The organism is Streptomyces sp. NPDC002911 (assembly GCF_053591835.1).
In genome coordinates this window covers 430,248-443,491 of sequence record NZ_JBSFUO010000001.1, presented here as the reverse complement: position 1 = coordinate 443,491, position 13,244 = coordinate 430,248, and the positions used below count along the sequence as shown (strand labels likewise).

The window sequence follows — 13,244 nt, the reverse complement described above, 5'->3', positions numbered from 1 at the left end:
CCCGACAACCTAGGTCGCCGCGTGCACTCTTTCGGGCCTTGGACACGCGCTTTGGACGACCTTGGGGTTGCGTTCGATCCCACACGGCCGAAACGGGACCGTTCGGCCCCGCACCGGCCCTCGTCCGCGCACCCGTGACGGGCTGCCCGGCCCCGCCCGTAAACTGGAGAATCGGTCCACCCCCGGCCCGCCCGCACAGCCCCTCTCCTCCACTTCAGGAAGTCGCCAAAGTGTCGCTCACGATCGGAATCGTCGGCCTGCCGAATGTCGGCAAGTCGACCCTGTTCAACGCCCTGACCAAGAACGACGTGCTGGCGGCCAACTACCCGTTCGCCACCATCGAGCCGAACGTCGGCGTCGTGGGCGTCCCCGACCCCCGCCTGAACAAGCTCGCCGAGATCTTCAACTCGCAGAAGCTGCTCCCCGCCACCGTCGACTTCGTCGACATCGCGGGCATTGTGCGAGGCGCGAGCGAGGGCGAGGGCCTGGGCAACAAGTTCCTCGCGAACATCCGCGAGTCCGATGCGATCTGCCAGGTCATCCGTGCCTTCAAGGACGAGAACGTCGTACACGTCGACGGCAAGGTCTCGCCCAAGGACGACATCGAGACGATCAACACCGAGCTGATCCTGGCCGACCTCCAGTCCGTCGAGAAGGCCGTCCCGCGCCTGACGAAGGAGGCCCGCCTCCAGAAGGAGAAGGTCGCGGTCCTCGCCGCCGTGGAGGAGGCCCAGAAGATCCTCGAGGCGGGCGACACGCTCTTCTCCCAGGGCATCACGGCCGGCACGGAGAAAGGCCGCCTTCTCCACGAGCTGCACCTGCTCACGACGAAGCCCTTCCTGTACGTCTTCAACGTCGACGAGGACGAGCTGGTCGACGAGGACTTCAAGAACGAGCAGCGCGCCCTGGTCGCCCCGGCGGAAGCCATCTTCCTCAACGCCAAGATCGAGTCGGAGCTGATCGAACTCGACGACGAGGAGGCGCTCGAACTCCTCCAGTCCATGGGCCAGGAAGAGCCCGGCCTGGCCACTCTGGGCCGCGTCGGCTTCGACACCCTCGGCCTCCAGACCTATCTCACGGCAGGCCCGAAGGAAGCCCGCGCCTGGACGATCAAGAAGGGCGCCACGGCTCCGGAGGCGGCCGGTGTGATCCACACCGACTTCCAGAAGGGCTTCATCAAGGCCGAGATCATCTCCTTCGAGGACCTGGTCGAGACGGGCTCGGTCGCCGAGGCCCGCGCCAAGGGCAAGGCGCGCATGGAGGGCAAGGACTACGTGATGCAGGACGGCGATGTGGTGGAATTCAGGTTCAATGTGTAGCGAGTTGGTTACTGTAAGATAGCTCGTCAAGAATGCTGGTCATGGGGGTCGGACTTGGGTGAGTCCGGCCCCTACCGCATTTCCGTGCCGACTTGGTGCTGACTCAGCCGCGGCGGGGCGGAGCGAGCCTCTCCAGGTCGAGGTTGATCTCGAAGGGCACCGGACGGCTGAGCGAGCCCCTGAAGATGCCAACGGGTGCATAGGTGGCGGTTGGCTCGTCAAGTTCGTAGACGTGGACGATGGGTGCTCCGTCCTCGTCCTCCGGGCGTCTCGCTTCGGCCGCCTGACGGCTGTCGCTGAGGGCGTCATCCTGTCGGCGGTCGTACGTTCTCGAGTGTGAACAAGCGCCCCGAGGTGTCCGGTCGGTCTGCAGGCACCGCGAACCGCGAACGTCCGTCGGGTCCTGATCCAAGCGGTGGGAGGGTCTGGGGAGGGCGGGAGAGGCGGGGGGAAGCGAGGCGGGAACTCGACGCCCTCCCGGGCGCCCGACTGCAGGACGTCACCGAAGGGCGGCTGCGGCCGGGCGGCATCGAGAACGAGCGCCCTGCGAGTCATGGCGCTTCATAACCCCGATCGGTGCGACGCGTACCTTCTTACTCGATGGCGCATCAAGTTGCGAGCCGCACCGTCAGCGTAAGGGGCCGGGCCGAAATAGCCGCGCTATATCGGGCGTTGGCCGGTCAGCGCGAAAGAATGCCCCGGCGCTCCGGTCGCGTCATAGGCAAATGCGAGGCCGGCTTGTCGGTGGAGACGGCGGACGGTACCGAGGGCGCCTTCGTGGAAGGGACGTCGGACGCGTCCACAGGCAGGGGCGGTATTGCCGTGGGCGTGGTCGCCGACGGGAGTTCCGGCGCCAGTACGACGGGCCCGATTTCTATCCCCACCGTTCCCGCGCCCGGCGGCTCGTGCGTCCTCGGAGGGTTTCCCGCATCGGGCCGGCGGATGTCATGGCCCGCCCGGTCGGTGCGGTGCGGGGCCGGGGAGGGGTGGGGCGCGTGCGGATGTCCCGGAGCCGGGCGGGGCGCGGGAAGCTCCGTGGCGTGCCGCAGGGCGTCGGTGCCGGCCCTCGGAGGGCGGCCGTCCGGCCGGTCGGGGAGCGTGACGGGCAGGGACAGTCCCACAGCGGCGACCGTCACCGCCGCCGAGGTCGCCACTGCCGACTGGGCGACGCCTGTACGCGGAAATCTGCGCGCGGACATCCATACGGCCATGGCCAGGGCGAGGCTCCCGGCCAGGACGTTACGCAGCGACCGCCTGGCTCTGGCGATCAGCGACTCGGTCGCCCGGTAGCTCAGCCCCATGGCCCGGGCGACCTGTCCGACGTCGAGATCCTGGGACTGGAGCCGCAGCGCCTCTGCCTGGCGGGCGGGCAGCAGTTCCGTGCTGCGGTCGGCCAGCCACCTGGCCTCTGCCCGGTCGCATGCGGCTTCCTCGACGGGGAAGGGCTCGGCCGGAGCGACGGAAAAGCTCGTGCTCAACTCCGAGTCGCGGGCTACCTGGCGGTCACGTTCGGCGCACGCGCGTACGGTCGCGTGCCTGAGCCACGAGCGCACCCGGCCGTACTGGACGCCCTGGTCCTCCACCGCGCGGAGCATCGCTTCCTGGACTGCGTCCTCGGCCTCCTCGGTGCTCGACGACCGGCGGAGCGCGATCTCCAGCAACTCGTCCCGGTGGCTCCAGATGAGCTCCCACCGGTTGCCCGGGCCGAACGGACGGCGAGCCGTGCCTGGGTGGTCCCTCACGTTCGAAGCTCTCTGGTCCGTGGTGTCGGAGTCCGGTGTGCGTCGGTCATGGTGCCCCACGGCCCCTATGCCCCGCGACCTGGAAGGTATCGGGGCATACGGGCTCAGCGTCGGCTCAGGACGAGAGCGTGGCGGCGGAGCCGAGCCCGGCGACACCGAGCGCGTTGCCGCCGACGGCGCCCGAGATGCCCGCGGAGAGCGGCGTCTCGAGGGAGACCTCGCCGGCCAGGCCGGCGAAGACGCCACCGGACACGTTGTCCAGGTCCGCGTCGGAGATTTCCTGGGTCTGTACCTGGGGGGCGGAGCTCATGATGTGAATTCCTTTCACGTTAATTCCGAATGGCCGGGCCGACTCCGTCAGGAAGGAAGGCCCTTGCCGTCGTCACGGTTACGGTTTCCGCGATGTGAAGGATGAAAGCACGTCAGCACGTTGCGAGGCCACCCATCCGGCAAACCTCGGCAATGCTTTTCCATATCGAAAAGCCGGTGCCGTCACATTGGTTCATGGACCGGTACAGCTTCTTCACTCGACCGATCGACGGATCTTCCTTCGGTCGAATTTTTAATCCGCCGCGAAAGGGACATTCTCCGCGACAGGTGTGAGGGGTCCGTTCCGCGCGTGGAGCATCGTCGGAGGTGGCGGGCCACCTGCGTGTGCGGTGTGGAGATCCGCCGCAGACGGCCGGGTGACTGCGGGCTCACGCGGGTGGGATGCCCCGCGCGGCCTGGACGGTCTCGCTCGGCGCGCCCTCCCGTGAGGTGGCGCACCCTCTCGGCGACGGCGACGGCGACGGCGAGGGTGGCGGTGGCGACGGCGACGGCGAGGGTGGCGATCAGGATCAGCCCTCGTGCCGTCTCCGCGTCGGCCGGCACGCCGGTGGCGGAGTCCGAGGGTGTCCGCGGGTGCGGCCGGGGAGGAGGGCGGAGCCGGCCGGACTCGAACCGGCGTCCTCGCGGTTTTGGAGACCGCGCGCGACGACCTCTGCGCTACGGCTCCGCCCGGCCCGAAATACTAGCCCGTGCATGACAGCGTCACGACGCCATCGGCCGCCTCCCTCCCTCGTCGGGCCCGAGCCGGCACCGGAGGCGGTCCGGTCCCGCGAGTCAGCGGGCGGGTCACCTCCGCGATCGCCTATTCACGGGCGATCGCGGTCAGTTCGGTCACTCCCGTCGGCTTCTCCGCGTCCGTGGAGCGAACCGTGAGCCTGATCTGGCGGGCCGTGGCGCCCGGTTCGTACGGACGCCAGATGCGGCCGTCCAGGGAGGTCTCCAGGGTGTGGGAGGCCGGTGCGATGTCCGTCCAGCGGGGCGTGAGCGAGGCGATCCGGGTCGCCTCGCGCAGGGCCACCGTCAGCGTGCCCGTCGCGCCGTCCGGTGACCAGGAGGTCGACGGGCTGCCGTCCACCGCCGCCTCGGCGTACAGGCCGGGCGCCTCGGAGGTGGCCGTCGCCGGGCGGCATCGGGCCGCGTCGGACGTCGGGGTGAGGTCGGGGCGGCGGGTGGGGAGGGTGAGGGTGACGGAGAGCCGGCGCGGGCCCGCCGGGGTGTGGACGGTGAAGGGTTCGCCGTCCGTGAGCCGGACGGTGGTCGTCCGTGGGCCGACGGCGATGTCGTACGTACGGCCCCGGTAGCGCAGCCCCGTCAGCTCGACGCCCTCGCGCAGCTGCGGTGGCAGGAGCGGGTCGAGACGTACGCCGTCCTCGCGCAGCCTGAGCCCGGTCAGTCCGTGCGTGAAGACCTGGAGGAAGCCGCCCTTACCGGTGAGGAAGTCCTCGGCGGGGAAGCCCGAGAGCGGGTCCTCGGCGCCGGACTTCTCGCCCCGCGCCTCGGAGAAGAGGGCGTACGGACCCCGGACGAACGGGCGTACGGCGCGCTGGAGGTACGTGTACGTGGCGCAGCCCGGCTCCCCGATCGCGGCGGCGTCGATCGCGTGCACCGAGTCGGTCATCGCGGGGCCGTCCGGGTCGGTGCGAGCTGCGTAGTAGTCGAGCGTCGCCGCGGCGGCGCCCTCCGCCATCGGCCACTCCAGCGGGTAGACCAGCAGCACCGTGTCGGCCTGCTTGATGGTGGAGCCGTTGTAGCCGGCGTACTGGAGGAAGATCTTGCGCTCGGCGTCGTACGGGATGCGCAGTCCGTCGGCGACCCGGGTCCAGCCGGAGGGCGCCTGGTGGCCGAGGAGCGCGGCGGCGCGGGTGGCGTTGCGCAGGGCGGTGGCCGCGACCGCGTTGGTGAAGACGCCGTCCGTGACCCCGTTGCTGTACTCGTCGGGGCCCGCGACGTTCTGCACCGAGTAGCTGCCGTCGCTGTTGGCGGTGGCGCGGGACTGCCAGAAGTCCGCGACGCCCTTCAGCAGGGGCCAGCCGCGGTCGGCGAGCCAGGTGCGGTCACCGGTGGCGAGGTAGTACTGCCAGGCGGCGAGGGCGATGTCGCCCTGAAGGTGGTTCTGGGTCAGGCAGTGCGGCGGGTCCCAGCTCTGGCACTCGGAGTCCAGGCGCCCCTTGCTCGCGCTCGTCCAGGGATAGAACAGCCCTTCGTAGCCCAGCTTCTCGGCGTTCGCGCGGGCGGCGCCCCGGGTGCGGTAGCGGTACTCCACGACGGAGCGGGCCAGCTCGGGGCGGGTGGCGAGCAGCCCCGGGTACATCCAGGTCTCCGCGTCCCAGAACACCATGCCCGCGTAGTTGTCGCTGGTCAGCCCTGCCGGGGCGATGCTGTCCGAGGAACCGGTCCGGGTGTTGGCGAGCAGCCCGTACTGCGCGGCGCGCAGCCAGGCCTGCAGATCCGGGCTGCCCGGCGCCCTGACATCGGAAGCCCATGCCTGACGCCATGCCCTCGCGTTGCCGGCGAGGACCCCGGACCAGCCACGCCGCTCCGCACGCTTCGCGGCCGCCCGGGCGGCCGCGAGCGGGGTGCGGGAGGTGAGGGCGGTGTCGACGCCGACGTACTTCTCGAAGGTGTACGAGCGGCCTGCCCGGACCCGGGTGGTGCGGGCGCCGTCGGTGCCCCGCTGGGCGATCGCCCCCTTCGTGCCCGTGCCGAGCGTGCGGAACGTGCCGTCGCCGCCGACCGTGACCCGGCGTGCCCCGCGCTCGTCCAGTCGGCCCGTGACCGTCGCGGTGCCGCTCCAGTGCGGGGTCATCCGCAGGCGTACGGCGCCGGTGTGCACGTCGGAGCGGTCGGCCAGCACCTCGTAGGTCAGGTCGGTCGCGCGGCCGTCGGCCGTGGTCCATCGAAGGGAGGTGACCACGACGCCGCAGCGTAGATGGAGGGTCTGGCGGTAGTGCGAGATACGGCCGGCCGGCGTGGCGGGGCCGTACGTCTCGGAACCGACGCGCACGTCGAGCGTGGTCCAGGACGGCAGCGCGGCGATCACCTCGCGGCCCTCGGCGAGGCCCTTGTCGCGGGCGTAGAGTCCGGAGACGAAGGCACCGTCGTACCGTGGGGTGTAGAGGGGCCAGCCGGTCTTCTCGCCGGTGGCGGCGTAACCGGCGCCCGTGGCGGGCACCCGGTGGCCCAGGTAGCCGTTGCCGACATAGGGGTCGTATCCCTCGGCCTCGCCGAAGGTCGTGGAGGCCGGTGCCCACGAGGTGTCGGAGGTTGATTCCGCTCTGCCGCACACGGGGGCCGGGGCCGGCCCGGCGGCGTACGAGAGCGGCGGCACGGGGAGGGTGAGAGCGCCCGCGATCAGGGGCGCGAGAACTGAGATGCGCTTGAGGCTCACCGTACGAAGGTAGGGAAGACCATGCCGCCGGTGCGGTACCGGCGCGCGGGGCGAGCGGACCGGTTCAGGACCGGCGGCAAGGAGAGCGGCATGTCGTATCCGGAACCCGTCTACACGGACGGCGCGGGCGAGATCAATGCGGAGTACCGCCCGGCCGGCACCGCCCCGAATCTGCTGACACGCGGCGGCGGCAGCACGCACTACCTGGCCACGACCGAGTCGACGCACGGCGAATTCGGGCTGTACCGGATCAACATGGGCCCCAGGGCGGGTGGCCCGGCCGAGCACTTCCACCGGTCGATCTCGGAGTCGTTCTTCATCCTCGACGGAACGGTGCGGATCTACAACGGCGAGCGGTGGATCGACGCCACGGCGGGCGACTTCCTGTACGTGCCCCAGGGCGGCCTGCACGCCTTTCGCAACGACTCCGACTATCCCGCTTCGATGCTGCTGCTCTTCACGCCGGGAGCACCCCGCGAGGAGTACTTCGAGAAGGTGGGGCAGGTCTCCGACTGGCCGGAGAAGGAGCGGGCGGAGTTCTTCATCAAGCACGACACGTACTGGACGGACTGACTCCGGGTGCGTGGGACCGTGCGGGGCGTGGTCGCCCCGCACGGTCACATCGGCTGCCGGCTGGCGACGGCGCAGCCCCCGGGCGACCGCGGTCATCAGCTCGCCGTCGTCCGGTCGGGGATGTGCCTGGCGCGCGCTTGGGTCAGGTATGCGCAGGTGGGTGCGGAATCATCACTTCGAGTGAAACTCTGGCCTGCGCTTGCGGTACTCAACCCACGGTTGCGACGCTGTTGCTGTCTGTCAACCTGTTGGGAGTGGCCCGTGGCTTTCGGTGAGCAGCCCGCCTATTTGCGCGTGGCGAGCGATCTCAGGGAGAAGATCGTCAACGGCGCGCTGCCGCCCCATGCCCGCCTGCCGTCGCAAGCGCGCATCCGCGAGGAGTACGGGGTCTCGGACACCGTGGCGCTGGAGGCGCGCAAGGTGCTGATGGCCGAGGGGCTCGTCGAGGGGCGGTCGGGCTCGGGCACCTATGTGCGCGCGCGTCCGGTTCCGCGCCGGATCGAGCGTTCCGGCTACCGGCCGGGAGGGGGAGCCAGCCCGTTCCGGCAGGAGCAAGCGGCGGAAGGGATGCGGGGGACCTGGGAATCCCGCAGCGAGCAGGAGGCGGCGAGCCCCGAGATCGCCGAGCGGCTCGGGATCGAGCCGGGTGACCGGGTGATGCGTACGCGGTACGTCTTCCGGGAGGCGGGCGAGCCGATGATGCTGTCCACGTCCTGGGAGCCCCTGGCCGTCACGGGACGCACTCCGGTGATGCTGCCGGAGGAGGGCCCGCTCGGCGGCTGCGGCGTCGTCGACCGCATGGCGGCGATCGATGTCGTCGTGGACAACGTGGCGGAGGAGGTCGGTGCGCGCCCGGGGCTGGCGGAGGAGCTCCTGGCGCTCGGCGGCGTGCCCGGCCACGTGGTGATCGTGGTCGGGCGGACGTACTACGCGTCGGGGATGGCGGTGGAGACGGCCGACGTGGTCGTCCCCGCCGACCGCTACCGGATGGCCTACCACCTGCCGGTCAAGTGACCGCCCGGACGGCCGGGGCGACAGCCGGGCAACCGTGGCGACGGCGAGGACGGCTGGGATGACCGCTGGGAGCGACGGCCTGTCCGGCGCCCGTGGCGCGGAGTCGACGATCCCGCGCCGTCTTCGTCGCGCTGGACGCGCTCGGCAGGCCGCACGCGCCGGAGTCGATCGCACCGCAGCCGGCTCGAGGTGCTGAAGCCGTGGCTCGGCTCGCTCGCGCTTCCGGCGGCGGCCGTCATCGTGGTCGTGTCCCGGATCAAGATCAATGTGACCGACGCCGACGGCGGCTCGCTGTCCTGGTCGAACCCCTTCTCCCGGATCACGCACAAACCTCCGGGCCGGGACCGGCACATCTTCCTCGACCTCGGCCTCTCCATCGCGCTGCCGCTGATGGAGATGAACATGTCCGCGGCCCTCGGTAAGCTGCCGGGCTCCTGTTCCGACGTGGGCACCGCCTGGATCGCGGACGCTGCGCCGACCCGGTCATCAACAAGGAAATCTGGCTGAGCCCCGCGCTACGTCGAGTTCAGGCGCGTCCACCTCTACGCCGACCGATCTGTTCGCTGTTCGCGGCTGGGCGCGGAATGCGGAGACGTCTGCCGGAAGGAACCCGCGGCCGCCCGGCGCTGACCCCGATGCCAGTGGCGCAGACACCGGCAGGCCGGCCGGAGAGGGCGTCGGTCCGCCGACGAAAGGGGGCGCGTTCGGAGGATGCGCCCCCTCTGGTGTGGCCGGATGCGTATCTCTTTGTGTAAACATGCCTCCGCTGAGTGAAGGTCAGGCGTACGCTCGGGCATATGCGTACTGCGGTTTCCTGGGGATCCTTAGAGGCGTGCACGTCGGTGGGGAGAGGGGCGGGATGCTGGGGAGGAACATCGTGACGGACAGCGGCGCAGTGCTCCCCTGGCTGGTGATCAGGCAGGATGACAACGGCAACAGGTACCGCGTCGGGCGCTACGCGACGCAGGACGAGGCGCAGAAGATCGCGGACGGCCTGGACCGTCATGGGCACGAGCAGCTCTACTGGGTGGAGCGAACGAGCCGGAGCGCGCGCCCGTAGGCAGGGCCCCGACCGGGGAGGGGTCACCGGCTACGCTCCGGCGCATGAGTGATTCCGTAGTGGTGGCCGGTGCCGTCTGCGACGGTGGGCGGCTCCTTGCCGCCCGCCGCAGCGCCCCGCCGGAGCTGGCCGGGCGCTGGGAGTTGCCGGGCGGCAAGCTGGAGCCGGGCGAGAGCGGCGAGCAGGCGCTCGTACGGGAGCTCCGGGAGGAGCTCGGCGTGGAGGCGGAGCCTCTGGAGCGGATCCCGGGGGAGTGGCCGCTGAAACCCGGCTATGTGCTCAGGGTGTGGACGGTCCGGCTGCTGGCGGGTGAGCCCAGCCCGCTGGAGGCCCACGACGAGCTGCGCTGGCTCGCCCCGGAGGAGACGGACACCGTCGACTGGCTGGACCAGGACCGCCCCGCCGTGGCCGAAGCCGTGCGCCGACTGCGGGAGGCCACGCGGACCTGAGCGGCACCGCGAGCGGCCGGCACCGGCTCGGCCGGGGTTCTGCACCCGTACGCCCCGTAGAGCACTGCCGGCGGTAGGTTGCGCTGAAGATCGGGTATGTGCCGATGTGACCCTGTGGACAGGGTGCGCCCCCGCTGCCGGCCCTGGGAAGTGATCGGCGTGACCGATACCGAAGGCGATTGTGCCGAGTGGAGCTTTCCGGCGGTGCCGGGTTCCGTGCGCAGCGCCAGGCATGCGGTCCGTGACGCACTGCACCAGGAGGGGTTCGACGCGGCGGTGGGCGATGTCGCCGTCCTGCTCGTCAGTGAGCTGGTCACCAATTCCCTGCGCTATGCCTCGGGCCCCATCGGCGTCCGGCTGAGGTGGCCGCATGCCAATGGTGAGGGGCCGGACACGCAGTCCGAGGGGCGGGGGCTGCTGGTGGAAGTCTCCGATCCGGTTCCGGATCCGCCCACCGAACGTACTGCCGGACCCGAGGACGAGAGTGGCCGCGGACTGCAGCTCGTTGCTCGTTCCGCGCGTCGTTGGGGGACCCGGCGCGGAAAGAGTGGCAAGACCGTGTGGTTCGAGCTCGCTCTGCCTGGTTAGGAGTGGGAGGGACGAAAGCGATCACCGGAGGTCGGGCAGGATCTGGCTGAAAGGGACTGAGACCGTGCTGTGATCGTGAACGCCGTGCCGGTGAGGCCCGTAGTGCTGAATACTGCGGGCAGGACCGGTCCGGTGTGTGAGCTGGAGGGGACGGTCGCGTGAGCGAGATACCTGGGACGGCGGGCGGCGTCATGTGGCAGAGCAGCCCGCCTGGCTCGATATATGACTACATGCAGGTGGCCTCATTCTCGATCGGGGCCGACGGTCTTATCGAGCAGTGGAGCCGGCGGGCCGCCGGTCTCTTCGGCATGACCTCCGAAGAGGTGGTGGGGAGAGACCCGGTCGAGGCGTTCATGCCCGCCGGCGTGCGTCCCGACGCCCGTCGGGGGATCGGCGAGATCCTGGACGGCAAGGAGTGGACGGGCCTCGTCCCGTTCCGGATCCCGGGCGAGAACGCCGTCCGTGGGCTTGCCGAGATCTATGTCATGCCGAGCGAGACGGAGACCGGTGAACGCGCCGCGCTCTGCATCGTCGTCGACGTCCGGGCGCTGCGGCGCATCGAGACGGACCTTGCTGCCTCACAGGCGATTTTCGGCCAATCCCCTTTCGGTTTCGTCCTCTTCGGCACCGACTTCGCCGTCGTGCGGGCCAACGAGCGGTTCGCCACCGTCTTCGGGGGTGTGGCCGACGACCACCGAGGCCGCACGGTCGCCGACTACCTGGCCCGACCCGAGGCCGAACGTCTCTCCGCCACGCTCAAGCGTGTCCTGGAGACCGGCGACGCCGTCACCGATCTCCAGCTCGTCGGCACCCCCCCGGGCACCACAGGCCGCCGCCACTGGTCCATGAACCTCTACCGGGTGCACAGCGGCTCCGGGCGTCCCATCGGCATCGCCGGACTCGCCACCGACGTCACGCAACGGCACATCGCCGCCCGCGAGGCGGCCAGCGCCCGCCGTAATCTCGCCCTGCTCAACGAGGCCAGCGCGCACATCGGCAACTCCCTCGACCTGGAGACCACCGCCAGGGAACTGCTCGACGTCGCCGTGCCCGGCTTCTGCGACCTCGCCTCCGTCGATCTCTACCAAGGACTGCTCACCGGTGAGGAGGCCTCGCCGGGCAGCTGGGGCAGGCACCACCAGGAAACCGGCACCGGCTCCGCGGAGCTGCGCCGGGTCGCCCACGCCAGCGCCGTGTCCGACGCCCTCCCGGGGATCTCCGCCGGCGGTGGCGCGGAGATCCCCGGGGCCACGGGCCCGCCCGTGCTCGGCTCGGTCCACCGCTACCCGTTCCACTCGCCCTGTGCCGTCGCCCTGCGCACCGGCCGGGTCACGGACGTGCCCGGCGACGGAAGCGGCTTCGTCCACTCCACCCTCGCCGTGCCGATGGTCGCGCACGACGTCGTGGTCGGCCTCGTCCAGTTCTCCCGGGCCAAGGGCAGCGAGCCCTTCGGCGAGCGGGACCGGGCCCTGGCCACCGAGCTCGCGGCCCGCGCCGCCGTCTGCATCGACAACGCCCGCCTCTACCGCCGCGAGCACGAGCGGGCGCTCATCCTCCAGCGCAGCCTGCTCCCGCCGGGCGACCCCGAGGCGGCGGGCCTGGACATCGCCTGCCGCTACCTTCCGGGCAACACGGCCACCGAGGTCGGCGGCGACTGGTTCGACGTGATCGAACTCCCCGGCCACCGCACGGCCCTGGTCGTCGGCGATGTGATGGGCCGTGGACTGCGGGCGGCCGTCGCCATGGGCGAACTGCGGACCGCCGTACGCACGCTGGCGCTCCTGGACCTGGAACCCGCCGAGGTCCTCTCCGCCCTGGACGAGGTCGCCCGCGGCCTCGGCACCCCGGGCGGCGGCGGGCGGAGCGAAGGCTTCGGCGCGGGCGGCGGCGCCCAGTGGCCCTCACGGGCCGCCCACAAGTCACGCGAGGCCGACCTCGCCGAGGTGTATCTGGCGACCTGTGTGTACGCGGTGTACGACCCGGTCACCCGGCGGTGCACCTTCGCCAACGCCGGCCACCTCCCCCCTGTGGTCGCCGAGCCGGGCGAGGCCGCCCTGCTGCTCGACGTACCGCCGGGTATGCCGCTCGGCGTCGGCGGCGAACCCTTCGAGGAGGTCGAGGTGGAGCTCAAGGAGGGCTCGCTCCTCGCCCTCTACACCGACGGGCTCGTCGAGTCCCGCGACCATCCGCTCGACGAAGGCCTCGACGCCTTCCGGCAGGCCCTCACCGAGAGGTCACAGACCCTCGAAGACGTCTGCGACCACGTGCTGACCACCCTCGACACCCGGCACGGCGAGGACGACATCGCCCTGCTGATGGCCCGTATCCAGGGTCTCGCCCCGGACGCGGTGGGTGACTGGCCGCTTCCGCGTGAGCTCCGGTCGGTCGCCCGGGCCCGTGAGCTGACCCGCGCACAGCTCACCGCCTGGGGCCTGGACGACCTGGTGGACACCACCGAACTGCTCGTCAGCGAGCTGGTCACCAACGCGCTGCGTTACGGCGAGGGTGAGATCCAGCTCAGGCTGCTCCGGGACCGCACGCTCGTCTGCGAGGTGTGGGACGCGGGGCTCGTCCAGCCGCGGCGGCGACGCGCACGCGACACCGACGAGGGCGGGCGCGGGCTGCAACTGGTCGGACTACTGAGCGGCGCCTGGGGGTCGCGCCGCACTCCGCGCGGCAAGACGGTGTGGTTCGAGCTGGCGCTGCCCGGCGGAGCGCCCGCCGCCGAACTCTCCGTGGAGCAGCTGCTGAGCATGTACTGACGGGTACAGGCCTGTCATG

General features: G+C 70.9%; 11 protein-coding genes, 1 tRNA gene and 1 pseudogene. 8 read left to right on the top strand and 5 right to left on the bottom strand.

Annotated elements, in window-relative coordinates:
- Window positions 1-230 precede the first annotated feature (230 nt).
- The gene (ychF, locus tag ACWD04_RS01975) at window positions 231-1,319 is read left to right on the top strand and encodes a redox-regulated ATPase YchF (protein WP_451127052.1); all 1,089 of its coding nucleotides are present in this window, start codon (window positions 231-233) and stop codon (window positions 1,317-1,319) included.
- A 103-nt stretch (window positions 1,320-1,422) separates the two neighbouring features.
- Here ychF and ACWD04_RS01970 read toward each other — a convergent pair.
- From ACWD04_RS01970 to ACWD04_RS01950, 5 genes and pseudogenes are all read right to left on the bottom strand, one after another.
- Window positions 1,423-1,608: pseudogene (locus tag ACWD04_RS01970) on the bottom strand (Uma2 family endonuclease); the annotation flags it as partial.
- Between the two features lie 391 nt (window positions 1,609-1,999).
- Window positions 2,000-3,061, bottom strand: a complete 1,062-nt coding sequence (locus ACWD04_RS01965; protein ID WP_451127050.1) for an RNA polymerase sigma factor — start codon at window positions 3,059-3,061, stop codon at window positions 2,000-2,002.
- Window positions 3,062-3,176: 115 nt separating this feature from the next.
- Window positions 3,177-3,371 carry a hypothetical protein gene (locus ACWD04_RS01960; protein ID WP_451127048.1) on the bottom strand — a complete coding sequence of 65 codons (195 nt, stop codon included), beginning with the start codon at window positions 3,369-3,371 and terminating at the stop codon, window positions 3,177-3,179.
- Between the two features lie 612 nt (window positions 3,372-3,983).
- Window positions 3,984-4,058: transfer RNA gene (locus ACWD04_RS01955), tRNA-Trp, on the bottom strand.
- 135 nt (window positions 4,059-4,193) lie between these two features.
- Window positions 4,194-6,779, bottom strand: a complete 2,586-nt coding sequence (locus ACWD04_RS01950) for a glycosyl hydrolase family 65 protein (RefSeq protein WP_451127046.1) — start codon at window positions 6,777-6,779, stop codon at window positions 4,194-4,196.
- A 90-nt stretch (window positions 6,780-6,869) separates the two neighbouring features.
- Here ACWD04_RS01950 and ACWD04_RS01945 point away from each other — a divergent pair, with 90 nt between their 5' ends.
- The 7 genes from ACWD04_RS01945 (at window position 6,870) to ACWD04_RS01915 (ending at window position 13,225) form a co-directional block, all read left to right on the top strand.
- Window positions 6,870-7,352: a cupin domain-containing protein gene (locus ACWD04_RS01945; RefSeq protein WP_451127044.1), complete on the top strand. Its 483-nt coding sequence runs from the start codon at window positions 6,870-6,872 to the stop codon at window positions 7,350-7,352.
- A 261-nt stretch (window positions 7,353-7,613) separates the two neighbouring features.
- Window positions 7,614-8,366, top strand: coding sequence for a GntR family transcriptional regulator (locus ACWD04_RS01940; protein WP_451127042.1), 753 nt, complete (start codon window positions 7,614-7,616; stop codon window positions 8,364-8,366).
- 189 nt (window positions 8,367-8,555) lie between these two features.
- The gene (locus ACWD04_RS01935) at window positions 8,556-8,873 is read left to right on the top strand and encodes a hypothetical protein (RefSeq protein ID WP_451127040.1); all 318 of its coding nucleotides are present in this window, start codon (window positions 8,556-8,558) and stop codon (window positions 8,871-8,873) included.
- Window positions 8,874-9,243: 370 nt separating this feature from the next.
- Complete coding sequence (locus ACWD04_RS01930) at window positions 9,244-9,426, top strand: hypothetical protein (RefSeq protein WP_030123731.1); 183 nt, start codon at window positions 9,244-9,246, stop codon at window positions 9,424-9,426.
- A 44-nt stretch (window positions 9,427-9,470) separates the two neighbouring features.
- On the top strand, window positions 9,471-9,875 hold the full coding sequence (locus ACWD04_RS01925; protein ID WP_451127038.1) for a (deoxy)nucleoside triphosphate pyrophosphohydrolase: 405 nt from the start codon (window positions 9,471-9,473) through the stop codon (window positions 9,873-9,875).
- Between the two features lie 150 nt (window positions 9,876-10,025).
- A complete protein-coding gene (locus ACWD04_RS01920) occupies window positions 10,026-10,463 on the top strand; it encodes an ATP-binding protein (protein ID WP_451127443.1) in 438 nt (145 codons plus the stop codon).
- A gap of 191 nt (window positions 10,464-10,654) precedes the next feature.
- Entirely contained in the window at window positions 10,655-13,225 is a 2,571-nt protein-coding gene (locus ACWD04_RS01915; protein WP_451127441.1) for a SpoIIE family protein phosphatase, read from the top strand.
- The last annotated feature ends 19 nt before the right edge of the window (window positions 13,226-13,244 follow it).

Coding starts and splice junctions, on each gene's coding strand:
- ACWD04_RS01925 (WP_451127038.1), top strand. CDS start 9,471: ATGAGTGATTCCGTAGTGGTGGCCGGTGCCGTCTGCGACGGTGGGCGG.
- ACWD04_RS01960 (WP_451127048.1), bottom strand. CDS start 3,371: ATGAGCTCCGCCCCCCAGGTACAGACCCAGGAAATCTCCGACGCGGAC.
- ACWD04_RS01915 (WP_451127441.1), top strand. CDS start 10,655: ATGTGGCAGAGCAGCCCGCCTGGCTCGATATATGACTACATGCAGGTG.
- ACWD04_RS01945 (WP_451127044.1), top strand. CDS start 6,870: ATGTCGTATCCGGAACCCGTCTACACGGACGGCGCGGGCGAGATCAAT.